General features: G+C 62.9%; 15 protein-coding genes and 1 riboswitch. Of the genes, 10 read left to right on the top strand and 5 right to left on the bottom strand.

Annotation, left to right across the window (positions count from 1 at the left end; translation table 11 throughout):
- A complete protein-coding gene (locus LB547_RS06505) occupies nucleotides 1-1,032 on the bottom strand; it encodes a Gfo/Idh/MocA family protein (RefSeq protein ID WP_140583806.1) in 1,032 nt (343 codons plus the stop codon).
- Nucleotides 1,033-1,213: 181 nt separating this feature from the next.
- On the opposite strand from LB547_RS06505, the gene LB547_RS06500 reads away from it, so the two are divergent.
- The 7 genes from LB547_RS06500 (at nucleotide 1,214) to LB547_RS06470 (ending at nucleotide 9,197) form a co-directional block, all read left to right on the top strand.
- Nucleotides 1,214-2,239 (top strand): LacI family DNA-binding transcriptional regulator, encoded by a 1,026-nt coding sequence (locus LB547_RS06500; RefSeq protein ID WP_140494255.1) that lies wholly within the window; start codon nucleotides 1,214-1,216, stop codon nucleotides 2,237-2,239.
- 62 nt (nucleotides 2,240-2,301) lie between these two features.
- Nucleotides 2,302-2,511: riboswitch (cobalamin riboswitch) on the top strand.
- Nucleotides 2,512-2,767: 256 nt separating this feature from the next.
- On the top strand, nucleotides 2,768-3,556 hold the full coding sequence (locus tag LB547_RS06495; protein WP_140557112.1) for an ABC transporter ATP-binding protein: 789 nt from the start codon (nucleotides 2,768-2,770) through the stop codon (nucleotides 3,554-3,556).
- Between the two features lie 39 nt (nucleotides 3,557-3,595).
- Nucleotides 3,596-4,543, top strand: coding sequence for an ABC transporter substrate-binding protein (locus LB547_RS06490; RefSeq protein WP_140521643.1), 948 nt, complete (start codon nucleotides 3,596-3,598; stop codon nucleotides 4,541-4,543).
- An 8-nt stretch (nucleotides 4,544-4,551) separates the two neighbouring features.
- Entirely contained in the window at nucleotides 4,552-5,571 is a 1,020-nt protein-coding gene (locus LB547_RS06485; protein ID WP_181177993.1) for a FecCD family ABC transporter permease, read from the top strand.
- Between the two features lie 128 nt (nucleotides 5,572-5,699).
- The gene (locus LB547_RS06480) at nucleotides 5,700-6,179 is read left to right on the top strand and encodes a MarR family winged helix-turn-helix transcriptional regulator (protein WP_140495025.1); all 480 of its coding nucleotides are present in this window, start codon (nucleotides 5,700-5,702) and stop codon (nucleotides 6,177-6,179) included.
- The gene (locus tag LB547_RS06475) at nucleotides 6,176-7,354 is read left to right on the top strand and encodes an HlyD family secretion protein (protein WP_140494249.1); all 1,179 of its coding nucleotides are present in this window, start codon (nucleotides 6,176-6,178) and stop codon (nucleotides 7,352-7,354) included. The genes LB547_RS06480 and LB547_RS06475 overlap by 4 nt, the downstream gene beginning before the upstream one ends.
- Nucleotides 7,355-7,664: 310 nt before the next feature.
- Nucleotides 7,665-9,197 carry a DHA2 family efflux MFS transporter permease subunit gene (locus LB547_RS06470; RefSeq protein ID WP_140494247.1) on the top strand — a complete coding sequence of 511 codons (1,533 nt, stop codon included), beginning with the start codon at nucleotides 7,665-7,667 and terminating at the stop codon, nucleotides 9,195-9,197.
- A 38-nt stretch (nucleotides 9,198-9,235) separates the two neighbouring features.
- Here the strand turns inward: LB547_RS06470 and LB547_RS06465 are convergent, their stop codons facing one another.
- Complete coding sequence (locus tag LB547_RS06465; protein ID WP_140515544.1) at nucleotides 9,236-9,742, bottom strand: CAP domain-containing protein; 507 nt, start codon at nucleotides 9,740-9,742, stop codon at nucleotides 9,236-9,238.
- Between LB547_RS06465 and LB547_RS06460 the strand changes: the two genes are divergently transcribed.
- Nucleotides 9,729-9,935, top strand: a complete 207-nt coding sequence (locus tag LB547_RS06460; protein ID WP_140761718.1) for a hypothetical protein — start codon at nucleotides 9,729-9,731, stop codon at nucleotides 9,933-9,935. The two genes, LB547_RS06465 and LB547_RS06460, sit on opposite strands and share 14 nt — an antisense overlap.
- A gap of 135 nt (nucleotides 9,936-10,070) precedes the next feature.
- A complete protein-coding gene (locus LB547_RS06455; protein ID WP_140515546.1) occupies nucleotides 10,071-10,895 on the top strand; it encodes a DUF2189 domain-containing protein in 825 nt (274 codons plus the stop codon).
- A 22-nt stretch (nucleotides 10,896-10,917) separates the two neighbouring features.
- On the opposite strand, the gene LB547_RS06450 is transcribed toward LB547_RS06455, so the two are convergent.
- The 3 genes from LB547_RS06450 to LB547_RS06440 all read right to left on the bottom strand — a co-directional run bounded on the left by LB547_RS06450 (nucleotide 10,918) and on the right by LB547_RS06440 (nucleotide 15,746).
- Complete coding sequence (locus tag LB547_RS06450; RefSeq protein ID WP_140761715.1) at nucleotides 10,918-11,550, bottom strand: LysE family translocator; 633 nt, start codon at nucleotides 11,548-11,550, stop codon at nucleotides 10,918-10,920.
- A gap of 113 nt (nucleotides 11,551-11,663) precedes the next feature.
- Entirely contained in the window at nucleotides 11,664-13,640 is a 1,977-nt protein-coding gene (locus tag LB547_RS06445) for a TadE/TadG family type IV pilus assembly protein (RefSeq protein WP_181177992.1), read from the bottom strand.
- Between the two features lie 195 nt (nucleotides 13,641-13,835).
- Nucleotides 13,836-15,746 (bottom strand): pilus assembly protein, encoded by a 1,911-nt coding sequence (locus LB547_RS06440; RefSeq protein WP_140761712.1) that lies wholly within the window; start codon nucleotides 15,744-15,746, stop codon nucleotides 13,836-13,838.
- Between the two features lie 249 nt (nucleotides 15,747-15,995).
- On the opposite strand from LB547_RS06440, the gene LB547_RS06435 reads away from it, so the two are divergent.
- Nucleotides 15,996-16,856 carry a TIGR01459 family HAD-type hydrolase gene (locus LB547_RS06435; protein WP_140515804.1) on the top strand — a complete coding sequence of 287 codons (861 nt, stop codon included), beginning with the start codon at nucleotides 15,996-15,998 and terminating at the stop codon, nucleotides 16,854-16,856.
- Nucleotide 16,857 lies beyond the last annotated feature (1 nt).

Genomic DNA, 16,857 nt, shown 5'->3' with positions numbered 1-16,857 from the left:
TCATCCTTCCTGCCTGGGGATTTCGACCCGGCGCCCGGTCTCGGCGCTTTCGATCGCCGCGAAAACCATGGCCAGGCTCTTGATGTTGTCGGCGCCGCGCGTCTCCGGCTCGGTGCCGGTTTCCACGGCGCGGACGAAATCTTCCATGACGCCGAGATGCCCGCCGATGCGGTCGGCAGGGTCGAGCGGCGGCACCGCTACCGGCACGACCTTGTCGAGCAGGCCTTCGCGTTCCGGCAGCACGGCTTCGGCCTTCAACTCGTCATGACCATCCCAGGTCAGGCTGCCGCGTTCGCCGACGATGCGCCAACTGCCTTCCCAACTGGTGCGGAAACCGTCGGCGCACCAACTGCCGCGATAGGTGAACATCTTGCCCTGGCCGAGCTCGAAGGTGGCGCTTGCCGACGATCCCTGCCGGTACCAGGAATTGGCCGGCTCCCATTCCCGGCAATACACTTCGGTCGGCTCGCCATCGACCATGTAGCGGGCGGCGTCGAATGTATGGATCGCCATGTCGAGCAGCAGCACATGGCGCATGCCTTCGCGGAAACCGCCGAAATGCGGCGCAATGAAAAAATCGGCATGGATGCTGGTCGCAGCGCCGATGGCGCCGGAGCCGAGGAAGCGCCGGATGCGCCGGACGTTGGCGACGTAGCGGCGGTTCTGCACCACGGCATGGACGCGTCGCGCGCGCCGCGCATCGTCGATGATGGCGCGCGCATTGTCCGGGCTGTCGGCCAGCGGCTTTTCCGTCAACAGATGACAGCCATGGGCAAAGGCCGAATTCGCCACGGCGCGACGGGCGGCAGGCACGACCACGTCGAACACCGCATCGGGTCTGGTCTGGGAGAGAACGACGTCGAGATCGGTCCCGATCGCGACCCCGGCGAGGTCGTATTCGCGTGCCCGCTGGCGCGCCCTGTCGGCGTCGAGGTCGACGAGACCGACGATCTTGACGGCAGGGGATTGGCTGATGGCCTCGAGCCAGGTTTTGCTCATGGCTCCGCACCCGACCAGGACGACGTGCATCATCCAGCGCTCCTCCGGCCAACCCCTCCTGGCTGGCACCCACGGCAGTCCGTAAATGACTTCCGTAAACGTTTACGATGACACACCCGATGGCATATATTGTCAATCGGATTTGTACCGTCGGCTCTGAAACGCCTTGGCCGCACGACCGGCTGGTGCTAGCCAGAAGCAGGAGGGGGAGGTCTTGGCGTCCAGCATTCACGATCTTGCGCGGCACCTAAACATTTCGATCGGTACAGTCTCGCGCGCGCTTAACGGGCGCGCCGACGTGAACGCCGAGACACGCCAGCGCGTGCTCGAGGCGGCCCGGAAGCTCAATTATTCACCGAACCACTCGGGCAGGAACCTACGCCGCGGCACCACCCATGCCGTGGCTTTCATGCTGCAGCCGCATCCGGGCGACCAGCAGTATGGCGAGCCGTTCTTCATTCCGTTCCTCACCGGACTGCAAGCGACATTGGCCGAGTGCGGGCTGGACCTGATCATCGTCATGGGCGCGCCGGCGGATTATCAACAGGAGCGGCTGCGCCGCGTCGTCGAGACGCGTCGTGCCGATGCCGTCGTACTGGCCTGGACGCGGCGCGAGGACGATCGCATCGACTATCTGAGCAAGGCCGGCTTTCCCTTCGCGACGCTCGGCCGAAGCCGGTCCGGCGACGACAGCTATCCCTCTCTGGATCTGGATTTCGAGAAGGCGGGCGCCGATGCGGTCGACCGGCTGGTTGCGCGTGGCCACCGCCGCATCGCCGCCATCCGGCCGTCGCTTGACCTGAATTTCGGTTATCTGTTTCTGGAGGGTTATTGCAAGGCGCTGCGGCGGCACGGCATCGAAGTCGATCCCGGCCTGATTGTGGACGGTTTTATCAACGAAGCCGGTGGCTACGCGGTGACACCGCAAGTCATGCGGTCGAAGGATCCGCCGACCGCGATTATCTTCAACAACGACTCGATGGCGCTCGGCGGCTGCAAAGCGCTCGCCGAAATGGGGATCAAGCCCGGGCAGGATGTCGCGGTGATCGTCATCGTCGACACGCCGCTCTGCCGTTATTTCTCGCCGGCGCTGACCGGCTTTCGTCCGAGCCTTGACCCGATGGGGCGGCGGCTCGGCGAAATCCTGCTCGCCTCGCTCCCGGCTTTCGCCGGCGCGAAAGGGCCAGAGATCATTCGCGAGGTCTGGCCGCTGGAACTGGTGGCGCGCGATAGTGATTGACCACACGTTTGTATCGTTATAACAGAACATGCATCGACCTTGCCTCGACGCTGCCTGCATCCTAGGCTGCGACTCGTGATGGTCCCCGCGCCGCAAGGCGAGGGGTGAAAAGGGAACATGGTGAGGCCCGTTTTTCGGGTCGAAGCCATGGCTGCCCCCGCAACTGTAAGCGGCGAGCAAAATCCGAGAAGCCACTGGCCGGCAAGGCTGGGAAGGCAGGATGGCGCAACGACCCGCGAGCCAGGAGACCTGCCATCTGCATGGGTTGACCGGACGGGGTGTGCCGGGAGGAGACGCGGGGTTCGGTCTTGTCGACCGGTTCAAGCCAGCTTCCTTCCGTCGCCATTTTTGAAAGTGACGGAAGTTGGACGGCTCCATCGATCGCATTCACTGCATTCCCATGCATCGCATCATCGTGTGCACGCTTTGCCGCGATATCGCCACCGAGGTGAATTCAGGCCAGCGTCCGGCAGGATTGGCAAGCAAGACGCTGGCCCGTATTCCGGCGGGCCCTGCAAGGAATTGCCCATGACCGCGCCGCTTCTCGAGGCCCGCGACCTGGCCGCGGCGGCGGATGGCCTGCATCTGGTGCATCCGGTCAGCCTTTCGGTGGCGGCGGGCGACCGTCTCGCCATCATCGGTCCCAACGGCGCCGGCAAGACGACATTGCTGCGCATGCTGTCGGGCATGCTGCGGCCGAGTTCGGGCGAAGTGAAGCTCACCGGGCGCCTGCTGGACAGGATTTCGACCGCCGAGCGGGCGCTGCACATCGCCGTCGTCGGCCAGACCGATCAACCGGATCCACGGCTGGCGGTGATCGATTATGTCGAGCTCGGCCGGGTTCCGCATACCGGCCGCAGGCACAGGAGCGAGGAACGCGACATTGTCGTCGAGGCGCTGCGCCGGACCGGGCTGTTGCCGCTGCTTGGCCGCACCATCGGCTCGCTGTCGGGCGGCGAGCGCCAGCGCGCCCAGCTTGCCCGCGCCATCGCACAGGAGCCGAAGATCCTGTTCCTCGACGAGCCGACCAACCATCTCGACCCGCGGGCGCGCAGCGAGTTGCTCGAACTGGTTGCAGGCCTCGGCATGACCGTGATCGCGGTGCTGCACGATCTGGCGCTGGTGACGCCTTTCGCCACCAGGGTCGCGGTGATGAGCCATGGCCGGTTGCATGTGCTGGCGCCGCCACGCGAAGCACTCACTCAGCAGCTGATCCGCGAGATCTTCGGTGTCGACGTCTTTAGGTTGCGCCACCCGACGGAGGACCGCGAGCTGACGGTGTTCGAGGTTCCGAACCGTGCCGCGCCATCTTCGTGAGCGCAGATCCAATTCCCGTGCAACGAAGGAGCAACATCCGTGAAACGCCTTGCCGTATCTCTTGCCTTCTCCCTGCTGGCCTCTACGGCCTTCGCCTTTCCGGTGACGGTCGACAGCTGCGGCAAGTCGCTGACCTTCGACGCGCCTCCAAAGCGCGCTGTCATTCACGATCTCAACATGGCCGAGATGGCCTTCGCCCTGAAGCTGCAGCCGTCGATCGTCGGCCTGACCGGCATCACCGGATGGTACAAGGTCGGCCCCGAATTTAAGGCCGAGCAAGGCTCGATCCCGGAACTGGCGCCCAAATATCCGACGCTGGAAAACCTGGTCGCTGTCGAGCCCGACTTCTTCTTCGCCGGTTGGTACTACGGCATGAAGCCGGGCGGCGAGGTGACGCCCGATACGCTGGCGCAACACGGCATCAAGACCCTGGTGCTGACGGAAAGCTGCGTCCATCTCGACAAGAACCGCCCCGCCGCTTCGATGGACCTGCTCTATGGCGATGTCGAGAAGCTGGGCAAGATCTTCGGCAAGGAGGCCGAAGCGGATAAGCTCGTCTCCGGCTGGAAGGCGCAGCTCGCCGAAATCACGGCCAAGGTCGGCGCCCGCAGGGGAACGCGCGTGTTCCTCTATGATTCCGGCGAGGACAAGCCGTTCACATCAGGCAAGTTCGCCATTCCCAACGCCATGATTTCCGCGGCCGGCGGCGACAACATCATGGCCGACATGGACACCAGCTGGGGCAACACGGATTGGGAGACGGTGGCCTCGCGCAATCCGCAATTCCTCATCCTGCTCGACTATCAGGATGGCGGCGGCTACCGGAAGCTGCTCGATTTCCTGAAAGCGCATCCGGCAATGAAGGAGACGGACGCGGTCAGGAACGAACGCTTCGTGGCGCTTCGCTATGCCGAACTGACACCCGGGCCGGCCAATATCGACGCGATCGGCAAGATTGCCAGGGCGATGCATCCGGAAGCGTTTTAACCGGGAACATGACTTTGCGGCACAAGGCATTCGTATTGGCCATGACGGCGGCCGCGTTGGCTATGGCCGCGCTCGCGCTGCTATCGATCGCCTATGGTTCGACGATGATCCCGCTGGGCGACGTCGTTGCAGCACTTGGCCATGCGATCGGATTGAAGGGGCATGACGTGTCCGGCCCGGTCGGCAGGATCGTCGTCGACCTCAGATTGCCGCGCACCATCCTGGCCATCTGTCTCGGCGGCGGCCTGGGCGTGGTCGGCGCGCTGTTGCAGACGGTGACGCGCAACGATCTTGCCGATCCGTTCCTGTTCGGCCTCTCGTCGGGAGCCGCCGCCGGCGCTGTCTCCGTCATCACCGTCTTCGGCGACAGTTTCGGGATCTGGACGCTACCGATCGCCGCGTTCACCGACGGTATTCTGGCGGCTTGCGTTGTGCTTTTGCTGGTTGCGCGGGTGAGGGGACAAGGCCCCGAACGGCTGATCCTCGCCGGACTTGCGGTCTCCTTCATGTTCACCGCATTGACCAATTACCTGGTCTTTGCCGGTGACCAGCGCGCCGCCCATTCGGTGCTGTTCTGGACGATGGGCGGGCTCGGCCTGGCGCGGTGGGACAATATCTGGCTGGGTGCGCTTGGGGCCGGCACGATTGCGGCGTACGGGCTGTGGAATCATCGCCGGCTGGACGCTTTCCTGGCCGGCGAAAATGCCGCCGAAAGTCTTGGCGTGCCGGTGGCGCGAATGCGACGGACGACGTTTCTGGTCGCCGCGTTTTCGACCGCGATCCTGGTTTCGGTCGCCGGCGTCATCGGCTTCGTCGGCCTCATGATCCCGCATCTGTCGCGGCCGCTGGCTGGTACGCTGCATCTGCGCCTGATCGTAAGTTGCGCGCTGTTCGGGGCGGTGCTGTTGCTGGCAAGCGACCTTCTGGCGCGCACATTGCTGCCGCCGCAGGAACTGCCGATCGGCATCATCACCAGCTCGCTCGGCGCCTTCTTCGTTGTCACCATGCTGATCCGCAACCGCTTGTAATGGGTGTCGCGGCGGCCGAAATCATCGGACGCAGCCATGATTGTGCTGCACGGCTGCCATGCACGTTTGCCGGCTTCTGGAACAATGCCGGACTTGAATGATAAGCACGCTTATTATATATGCCACTCATGGTTTCCGAAGGCGTAGACAGATTGGGATTTTTGATCCACGACGTGCAGCGGCTGATGCGAAAGCGCTTCGAAGCGCGCGCCAGCGGCCTTGGCCTGTCCTCGGCGCAATGGCGCCTGATGGTTCGCGTCGCCAAGGAAGCGGGCGTTTCGCAGGCGCGGCTTGCCGAACTGCTTGAAATCGAGCCGATCAGCGTCTCGCGGCTGGTTGACCGGATGGAGGAGGGCGGCTGGATCGAGCGCCGCTCCGACGCCGCCGACCGCCGCGTGCGCATGATCTTCCCAACTCCCAAGGCAAGTGCCGCGTATGCGGAGGTCAAGAGCCTCGCCGGCGAAGTCTATGAGGAGTCGCTGACCGGCGTTTCGCCGGACGATCGCCGCGTCCTGATCAGGGCATTGGATGCGATGGCACAGAATCTCGCGGATGGCGATTCACCGTCCTGCGACAAGGTCAAGAATACGGAAGGCGCAGCAGCATGAACGCGGTAGCCAAGGTCGACGAAAACGCCGCCAAAGTGGAAATGGAAGCGCCGCAGCAGCCGGCCGCGGCCCCTGTTACAATGACACCTCCGGCAGAGCCGGCGCCGGTGCCAAAGAAGAAGCGCCGTCTCGGCCGCTTCTTGTTGATGTTCGCACTGCCGGCGGCGTTGGTCATTGGTGGCGGCTATGTCTGGGTCACTGGAGGGCGCTACCAGGAGACGGAGAACGCCAACCTGCAGCAGGCCAAGGTATCGATCGCCTCGGACACGGCGGGCCGCATCGTTCAGGTTGCGATCTCGGACAATCAGAGGGTGAAGCAAGGCGATCTTCTCTTCGCCATTGACCCCGAGCCTTACCGGATCGCACTTGCGCAGGCCGACGCGGCGGTGGCCGCCGCGCGGCTCAACGTCGAACAGCTGCGCGCCGCCTACAGCCAGGCCATGGCGCAGGAGAAATCCGCCAGCAGCGAAGTTGCCTATGCCCAGTCGCAATACGACCGTGCCGCCGATCTCGCCCAGAAAGGTATCAACGCCAAGTCTTCGCTCGATGAGGCCAGGAACGATCTCGATAAGGCAAAGCAGCAGCTTGCCGTCGCCCAACAGGGCATCGTCAGCGCCAAGGCGGCGCTGGGCGGCAATCCCGATATCGAGACCGACAAACATCCGACCGTGATGTCGGCGCTCGCAGCGCGCGACAAGGCTGCCTACGACCTGGCGCAGACCACGGTGAAGGCGCCTGCCGATGGCGTCGTCTACCAGGCCGCGTCCTTCAAGGTCGGCCAGTATGTCGGCTCCGGCACGCCGCTGTTTTCGCTGGTCGAGACCGGGGATACCTGGATCGACGCCAATTTCAAGGAAACGCAGCTGACCAATATGAAGCCGGGCCAGAAGGCCGAAATCGTGGTCGACACCTATCCGGGCAGGACCTTCGAAGCGACCGTCAAGGCCATCGGCGCCGGCACCGGCGCGGACTTCTCGCTGCTGCCCGCCCAGAACGCTACCGGCAACTGGGTCAAGGTCACCCAGCGTATTCCGGTCCGTCTGGAGCTGAGCGATCCCGACGCCAAGATGATGCTGCGCACAGGCATGAGCGCGGCCGTTACCGTCGACACGGGCGTGGCGCGCGGCCTGCCTGGCATTTTCGGCCACGCCACGGCTGGCGAGGTCGCGAAGTAAATCAGCGGAAGCCCGCGGGGATCATGCGGGTGGACGCACTGAGCAGGGGGATTGGTCTGATGGGAGGAGTTAAAGGGTCAGCCTTCGGGGCAAACCGCATCGCGGCTTGATCGAAAGCTGAAATCTTCGACACGGACCCGTCGGTCCTCATGTTTCCGGGCGGCAGGCATCCGCTCAATCGAGACTTTCGGTCGATGTAACCCCCACATCGATAATCGCGTCCCACCGCGATGAGGGTCTCTCAACGGAAGGCTTTGCCGCCCGGAAACCCTGTGTACACGTTTTTGTTACCGGCTGGAAGTTCCGCATCATGAGCACGCCAGAACCTTTCAAAGAAGTGCCGCATCGTGGCCTGATCACGGTTGCGCTCATGCTGGCGACGATCATGCAGGCGCTCGACACCACGATCGCCAACGTCGCGCTACCGACCATGACCGGCGATCTCGGCGCCTCGCCCGACAACATCAACTGGGTGCTGACCTCCTACATCGTGGCGGCGGCGATCATGACGCCGGTCACCGGCTGGCTTGCGGACCGTTTCGGCCGCAAGGAACTGTTCCTGACGGCGGTGGTCGGCTTCACCATCTTCTCGATGCTGTGCGGCCTGGCCTGGAGCCTTGAAACCATTGTGTTGTTCCGGCTCATGCAAGGCGTGTTCGGCGCCGCGATCGTGCCCCTGTCGCAGACCTTCCTGCTCGACATCAACCCGAAGGAACGCCACGGCCAGGCAATGGCCATCTGGGGCGCCGGCATTATGCTGGGGCCGATTCTGGGTCCCACGCTTGGTGGCTGGCTGACCGAGAATTTCAGCTGGCGCTGGGTGTTCTTTATCAACCTGCCGGTCGGCATCGTCGCCTTCCTCGGCATGGCCGCTTATCTGCCGGCCATTGCGCGGCGGGTGCGAAGCTTCGATTTCTTCGGCTTCGCCATGATATCGCTCGGCGTCGGCGCTCTGCAGCTGCTGCTCGATCGTGGTGGCGAGGTCGACTGGTTCTCGTCGGTCGAGATCTGGATCGAGCTTGGCCTTTCGATAACCGGCTTCTGGGTGTTCATCATCCACACGATGACCGCGGAGCATCCCTTCATCGACCCCAAGATCTTCCTCGACCGCAATTTCGTGACCGGGCTGGCGTTCATCTTCGTCATGGGCGTGCTCATCCTGGCGAGCATGTCGCTGCTGCCGCCGATGCTGTCGACCATCTTCGGCTATCCGACCATCACCATCGGCATCGTGATCGGGCCGCGCGGCGTGGGGACGATGATCTCGATGCTCGTCGTCGGCCGGCTCATGAGCAAGGTCGACGCCAGAATCCTCGTCGTCATCGGCTTCCTCCTGACCGCGCAGTCGCTCTACACGATGGCCGGCTTCTCGCCCCAGATGGACAACTGGCTGATCATCACTTCCGGCATCATCCAGGGCCTGGGAATGGGAATGGTATTCGTGCCGCTGTCGACGGTGGCCTTCGCCACGCTTGACGTACGCTTCCGCACCGATGCCACGGCTTTGTTCAGCCTTGTGCGCAACCTCGGCTCGTCCATCGGCGTATCGGTCGTGACGGTGCTCATGGTGCGCAATACACAGATAAATCACGCCGAGCTTTCCACCTTTATCAATCCGTTCAACCCCAATCTGTGGGCGGTTTCGCCGGCGGCGGCCGGCGGCGACCAGATGGCATTGTCCCAGGTCGACAGGATGGTGAACATCCAGGCGATGATGATCTCCTACGTCAACGACTTCAAAATCCTGATGATAATGACGCTGGCCGCCATTCCGTTCGTGATCCTGCTGCGCAAGCCGAAGACGGCGCCGGCTGGCGGCGCGCCGGCGGCACATATGGATTGATATTCGCCGACGGCTGTCCGCTGCCGGCGATGGCTTTGCTACCTTCCGAGCACCAGGGCCCAGTAGCGGAGGCCGGGGTCGCGGCCGTCGCGGACATAGGCAAGCCCGAAACGACTGAAGTCCGGGTCGAGTATGTTGCGCCGGTGGCCGGTCGAATGCATCCAGATATCGAACAGTTTCTGCTGGTCGAAGCGGCCTTCGGCGATGTTCTCGGCCGCAGCGCCGTGCACGCCATTGTCCTTCATGCGCGAGGCGAAATCCTTGCCCCAGCCGGTGGTGTGACTCATGCGCGTCCGCGACGCCATGTAGCCGGCCTGCTGCAACGCTGCCTGTTCGAGCTGGGTGTCCGCGGTCAGCGGAGTCCGCCCGGCCGCAGCGCGCAAGTTGGCCAGGGTGGCCGTGGCGGAGGAAGAGACACCTGCGCCCTCACCGGTGGGCACGGAAACGGTGGTGCAGGCGGCAAGCCCGGCAATGGCCGCAAGGCCGATCAGCAAGGAGCGCCTTGTCCGGCGCGGTTCTGGAGGGAGGTCGATGACAGTGTTCATTCCTGCCTGCATAGTCGCGATCATGGCTTTTGACGGGCAAGCCGAAAAAACTGTCGAGGAAATTGATGCCTTGGCCTTCGCTGATCGCACCGCGCAGTCTTCAAACGTTGCGTTTGGCCATCCAGCTTCGAATGCCCCATCATCCGAGAAATCCGATGCCGAAGATCGCCTGGCTTCTGCCGGGCAGCGATGACAATCCCGTGATGGCCTGTCCGGAACCATCGAATTGGCGACAGCCCCTGGCAAATCGGGTATGCTGTTACATCTACTAGTGGCAGCTACGGGCGGCCATCACGGTGGTGACCGCCCCGACAAAGGGAGAAAGCTTATGGCCAGCTTTCATGTCATGGCGGACGCGCGCGGAATGCATGTGCAGCCCACGGTGCGCCACATCACCACATCGGACCTCTGGGATGCGCTGCGGCTCGGCGCTGAGGATTTCTGGGCAAAACCGTCTCACTACGTTTTCCTGTGCCTGATCTATCCCATCGTCGGCCTGATCCTGACGCAGTGGACGTCTGGCTCCAACGCCATTCAGCTCGTCTATCCCTTGATGTCGGGTTTCGCCCTTGTCGGCCCTTTCGCCGCGCTCGGCCTCTACGAGATCAGCCGCCGGCGCGAGCTCGGCATGAACACCAATTGGCGGCATGCCCTCGATGTCCGCCACTCGCCGGCGGTGCCTTCGATCGCGGTCATCGGCATCATGCTTTTCGTGCTGTTCCTGTTGTGGCTGTTCACCGCGCAGTCGATCTACACCAGCCTGTTCGGCGACCAGCCGCCGGCTTCGATCGGCGCCTTTGTCCGCGACGTGCTGACGACCAGCAAAGGCTGGACGTTGATCCTTCTCGGCAACGCCGCCGGCTTCGTTTTCGCCGTGATCGTGTTGGCCACCACTGTCGTCGCCTTCCCGCTGCTGCTCGACCGTGACGTCGGCGCCGTTTCGGCCATAGAAACCTCGGCGCGGGCGGTGATGGCAAATCCGCTGCAGATGGCTCTTTGGGGCCTGACGGTCGCGGTGCTGCTGGTGATCGGTTCGATCCCGCTGTTTGCCGGGCTCGCGGTCGTTATGCCTATCCTTGGCCATGCCACCTGGCACCTCTACCGCAAGGTGGTGGAACCGGAGCGGACCCAGCAGACAAGGCGGCCGATGTAAACCAACGCCGGGACCGCCGCCCTCAGCGCTGTGCGTCGGTCGCCATCTTCAGCGCCAGCGCCGTCAGCACGCCTCCCATCATCCAGCGCTGGATGACCAGCCACAAAGGCCGCCCGGCGAGAAACGCGGCGATCGAGCCGGCCGTCACCGCGATGATGGCATTCACGGTCAGGCTGATCGAAATCTGCGTCGCGCCGAGCACAAGAAGCTGAGACAGGACATGGCCTTTGCCAATGCTGATGAATTGCGGCAGCAGCGACAAATAGAGCACCGCCACCTTCGGATTGAGCAGATTGGTCATCAGGCCCATGGCGAACAGCTTGCGCGGCCCGTCTTTCGGCAGGTCGCGCACCTGGAATGGCGAGCGTCCGCCCGGCTTCACGGCCTGCCAGGCCAGCCACAGGAGATAGAGCACGCCGGCAAAGCGCAGCGCGTCATAGGCGAAGGGCACGGCCAGCAGCAGCGCCGTGATGCCGAATGCCACCGACAGCACATAGAAGACAAAACCGACGGCGACCCCGCCAAGCGAGATCAGTCCGGCCTTCGGCCCTTGCGACAGGGAGCGCGAGATCAGGTAGATCATGTTTGGACCCGGCGTCAGCACCATGCCCAGGCAGACCAGCGCGAAGGCGAGGTGGTTGGCGGTATCGGGCATTGTTCGTCCCCAGGCGTGCCGCGATGGATGCGATCCAGCGTGCGGCATTATGTGCCTGTTGCGGCAGGCGCCCACAAGGGCTTGGCGGCGTCAGGCGTTGCGCCAGAGTCCGGTTAACCGACCACGCGCAGGTTCGACAATTCGTTGCCGATTTCCTTGAAATCGTTGGACAGGCTGGCGCCCGTCGCATTCCAGAACAGCTTGGCGGGTTTGCTCGGATCCGCCGGGTCCTTGCGGAAGCGCGAGTCCGACGAGCATGATTTCAGCGCATCGATGGCGTTCTTGTCGGTGGTCTTGGTCGTGGACAGGTCGAGAGCCACCGTCATCACCATGATGTCGGCCGCCTTGGCGTTGTTGCAAAGCGTCGTCATCTGCTCGTTGAGCGCGCTGGTGTAATTGCCGTTAGAATAGTCGAACTGGCCGATGGCGCTGGATGTACCCATGAACAGGCGCCCGACCGAGGTGCCGGCATAGCCGGGCTTGAGATAGCCGTAGGACGCGTAGGTCGACTTCGAATCGGCGGGGTCGGAATAGCTGAGCGAGGAAGGCGTGTAATAGGTGTTGGCGCCGTCGGTCAGCACGATCACCACCTTGTCGTTGCCTTTTTCTGTTTCCGGGCGCCCCTGCGTGAACGGCTCGCCGCTCGAGACCACCCGCCAGCCCCAGCCCATGCCCTCGGGAACATTGGTGCCGCCATCCGGCTGCATCAGGTCGATCGCAGCTTTGATCGTGGCGAGCCCATCGGCGACGCTGACGTCGGTCAGCGGCGTGATCGGGTTGGTAGTGCAACTGTAGTTCGGGCCGTTGCCTGCGGGCAATACCGGTGCATCGATCGGCCGCGGCTGGAAATATTTGGTCATGTTGCGCAGCCGGGCTTGGCCGCTGCTGCTCGAAGGATCGTCGTTCCACCAGCTGTTGATGGCGCCGTAGGTCTTTGGCGCGGCTTCGTTGGGATCCTGGGTGATCTTCCAGTGATTGCCGGGTTCATCCGGGGCGAACATCGGCACGAACATCGTCGCCGGATCGCCCACGCCTATCCCGGTGTTGGCCGAGCCGCCGGACGGCGGGGCGTCGTTGACATTGTAGGGGTAGGGCCGGGCTTCGACACAGCCTTGCCAACTGGCGAATGGGCCGTAGGAATCGACATAGTCGTATGCGTCGTAACTGCGCTTGCAGGTATTGTTCCAGTTGTATTCAGCACAAACAACGTGCTTGCTGTTTTTAACACGCTCATGGCTGGTGACGACCTTCATGTCGCGGTAGAGCGAAAACCGGGTCAGCATCTGGCCTTCCTCGTCGCCCCAGCCGGTGCCGCGTTTGTACCAGATGCCGTTGGTCTGCTGGGCGTATTTGTTGGCGGCGTTCAGCGTCGACCAGTCGAAATTCTCGTTCGACACCGGTGACAGGCCCTCGGTGTCCATCCAGGATGCATTGCCGTTGCCAGGACCGACATTGACCGAGGCGGCAAAGGGTACGAGGCCGAACTGCACCGGCTTGTCGACCTGCTTGATCATCGCGGCCTGCTGGGCAAGCGTGTCGACCAACTGCTTCGCCGCGGTCTTGAGGAGATCGATGCGCTTCTGCCCCGAGCCGGTTCCGGGCGTGACCATCGATCCGGAATTGTCGAGCACCAGCGCCACTTCGAGCGTGTTCTTCAGCCGCACCTCCGAGCACGCGGTGAAGCCGATATTGGTGGCGCCGGTGCCGCCGAGCAGTATCTTCGCCGTCGGCAGGAAGTAAGGATTATAGGTCAAGGTGCCGCAAAGCTTCATTGTTCCGCCGCCAGCGGCGTTGCTGGGCAAAGTGAGGTTGAGCGTCGTGTTGGCGGCATCGACATCGTTCAGATTGGCGTTGAAGAAGTCGAGCGCATAGGCCCTCAGCTGGTCGTCGGTGGCGCCTTCCGTCAGGCGGCGTGCCGTGGCGAAGTTGGCGGCGTCGAGCGCGTTCAACACCGTCTGCTTTTCGCGGTTCATTTCCGTGAAGTCGACCGCGAGCGCCAGCCCGCCCATCAGCGGGACCATCGCGAAGGCTGTCATGAGAGCATAGTTGCCGCGCCTGTCGCGGCGGAATTGATGCCAGATTTCACGCATGTCTTGCAGCGGCCCCCGCCGGCGGATTCTCGTTCGATGCCAGCTTTCCACAAAACGCTGAAGGACGGGTTTGGGAAACCGCTCGATTGCTTGGTTCGCGCTTCACCAAGCACTAACCAATCTGGAGCGGCCCCCCGGTGCCTCCAAAAAACGACACCCCGCCGGATGCAGGGCGTCGACGTGGAATTCGTCGGATCAGCTGACGATGCGCAGGTTGGACAGCTCGTTGCCGATCGCCTTGAAATCGTCGGACAGCGTTGCGCCCGTCGAATTCCAGAACAGCTTCATCGGCTTGCTCGGATCGGTCTTGTCCTTGCTGAAGCGGGAATCCGAAGAACAGGCCTTCAGCGCATCCATCTGCGTTTTCTCCGCTGTCTTGGTGGCGTCCAGATCAAGCGCGATGGTCATGACCATGACCCCGGCGGCCTTGGCGTTGTTACACAGGGCGGTGAAATGCTCGTTCATCGCTTTGGTGTAGTTGGCGTTGGAATAATCGTCCTTCGCGACATTGGCGCTGGTCCCCAAGAACATGCGGCCATAGCTGTAGCCGTTGCTGTAGGGGACGACGTAACCGAGAGCCGAATAGATCGCCTTGCTGCCAGCCAGGTCGTTACCGCCAGAACTCCAATTGGTTCCAGAGTAGGTCTGCGCCGTCACCGAGGTCGGCGTATAGTAGGTGTTGGCGCCGTCGGTCAGCACGATCAGTACCTTGTCGTTGCCTCTTTCCGTTTCGGGCCGGCCCTCGGTGAAGGGTGCCGTGCTGGAAAGGGTCCGCCAGCCCCAGGCCATGCCTTCCGGCACGTTGGTGGCGCCGTCGTCGGCCATGGCATCGATGGCGTTTTTGATCAAAGTTGCGCCGGCTGTCGTGGAAACATCGGTTAGTGGCGTGATTGCCGTCGTGCTGCAGCTTGTATTCGGCCCGGCGTCCATGCCGTAGGCCGGCGTGACCTTGTTCACCCAGTCGAAATATTTTGGCATGTAGCGCTGGCGTGCGGCGTCGGACGCGCCTGAACTCACTGGGGCGTCGACATCCCAATTGTTATTGGCTGGCCTTGAAGAGCTATCGACGCGGTCGGTTTCGTCGGGCGCGAACATCGGCACGAAAAGCGTTGCAGGCAGTGTTGTCGATGCAGCTGTGTCCTGGATATTGTATGGATATGGGCGCGACTCGACGCAGCCACCCCAACTCGCGACCGGCGCATAGGTGAAGGTCGCGTTCGATGCACAAGTACCGTCCCCATTCTTGAGACTGCACGCTGAAATGCGTTTCATCTGTTTGTAGATCGAGAACCGGGTCAGCGGCTGGTCTTTCTGGCTCGCGTCCCAGCCGGTGCCTTTCGCGTACCAGATGCCGGCAATCTTCTGCGCGTATTTGGTGGACGAACTCATGGTCGTCCAGTCGAAATTCTCATGATGGATAGGCGATATGCCGGTCGTGTCCATCCACGCCGCCGAAGCGTTGCCCGCACCGACATTCACCGAGGCGGCAAAGGGAACGAGGCTGAACTGGACCGGCTTGGTGACCTGTCTCATCTGCTGGGCCTGGCCGGCCAACTGGTCGACCAACTGCTTGGCGGCGCTCTTGAGAAGGTCGAACCGCACCTTGTTCGAGCCTTTGCCGAGCTCCTTCATCGAACCGGAATTATCAAGCACCAGCGACACTTCCAACGTGTTCTTCAGGCGCACTTCGGAGCAGGTGCTGAAGCCGATATCGGTGCTGCCGGCGCTGCCGCCCAGCAGTAGTTTAGCCGTCGGCTCGAAATAGGGCTTGTAGACCAAGGTCGCGCAGAGCTTCAGCGTCCCGCCGCCTGTGTTGTTGTTGGGCAGCGTCACGGCCAGCGTGGTGTTGGCCGGATCGATATGCGCGAGATTGGCTTCGAAGAAATTCTTGGCATAGGCCACCGCGTCGGCGTCGCTGGCGCCGGCAACGATCTGCTGGGCCGTGGCGAAGCCGGCCGCGTCCAAGGCGTTCAAGGCGTTTTGCCTTTGGCCCACCATTTCCGTATAGTCGACGGCGATCGCCACGGCGCCCATCAGCGGCACCATGGCGAGCACGGTCATCAGCGCATAATTGCCACGCCGGTCGCGTCCGAATCTTCGGATCATTGTCACAGCTGCCCCGCCAAATCGATAGTCAGTGGGGACGGTGTCATAAATCGTTAAATTTCAGGTTTCTGGAATATATCCAAGGTCAGGCTGCATTTTCAAAGCTCGTTAACCAACCAGTGAACGGTGGTGGATGCCGGTACAGGCGGGCGAAAGCTGGTGACAGGCTGGGCCGGTTCGGATAATTCCAACCGGCTGCGGCGAACCGTCGGCTGCGGCACCGCAACGATCATGACTGAAGGATACGGCATGGCGGCCTCGCCTGACATCATCGGTTCGCTCGAAGACGTGTCGAAGAACTATTCGGCCATTCTCTGCGATGTCTGGGGCGTGGTGCACAATGGCGAAAGGCATTTTCCCGCGGCTGCGTCGGCGCTGGCGGCAGCACGTACGACCGGCGTTCCCGTCGTCCTGATCACCAATTCGCCGCGCCGCAGCGCCGACGTCGTGGCCCAGATGAACGTCATCGGCGTTCCCCCATCGGCCTACGACCGCGTGGTCACCTCGGGCGACGTGACCCGCGACCTGATCGTGGAAGGCCCGCGAAAGATCTTCCATGTCGGCGCCGAGCGAGACTTGACCCTCTATGACGGGCTCGACGTCGATCTCGTCGAGGAGTTCGAGGCATCCGGCGTCGTCTGCACCGGCCTGTTCGATGACGAAGTGGAGAAGCCCGAAGATTATGCGGGGCTGCTGCGGCGGCTGCGCGCCAGGAACCTGCCTTTCATCTGCGCCAATCCGGATATCATGGTCGAGCGCGGCGAACGTATCATCTGGTGCGCCGGCGCCCTGGCACGCGACTACGCGCAGCTCGGCGGCCGCACGCTGATAGCCGGAAAGCCTTATGCGCCCGTCTATGATGTGGCGATGAAGGAGGTGGCGGAGATCCTTGGCCGGCCGGTCGAGCGCCGCCAGGTGCTGGCCATCGGCGACGGCATGCTGACCGATATCAAGGGCGCCGCCGACAACGGTTTCGACGTTCTCTATGTCTCGGGCGGCATTCATGCCCGCGACTATGGCGATGCATCGCAGCCGGATCCGGCAAGGCTCGCCGCGTTTCTTGACAGGCACGGCTATCATCCAGTAGCCGTCATTCCCAGGCTGCGGTAGA

The organism is Mesorhizobium sp. B264B1B (genome assembly GCF_020165765.1).
In the GTDB taxonomy this organism is placed as follows: domain Bacteria; phylum Pseudomonadota; class Alphaproteobacteria; order Rhizobiales; family Rhizobiaceae; genus Mesorhizobium.
Note: the sequence above shows the minus strand (reverse complement) of the source record. Positions and strands in the feature narration are given on the sequence as shown.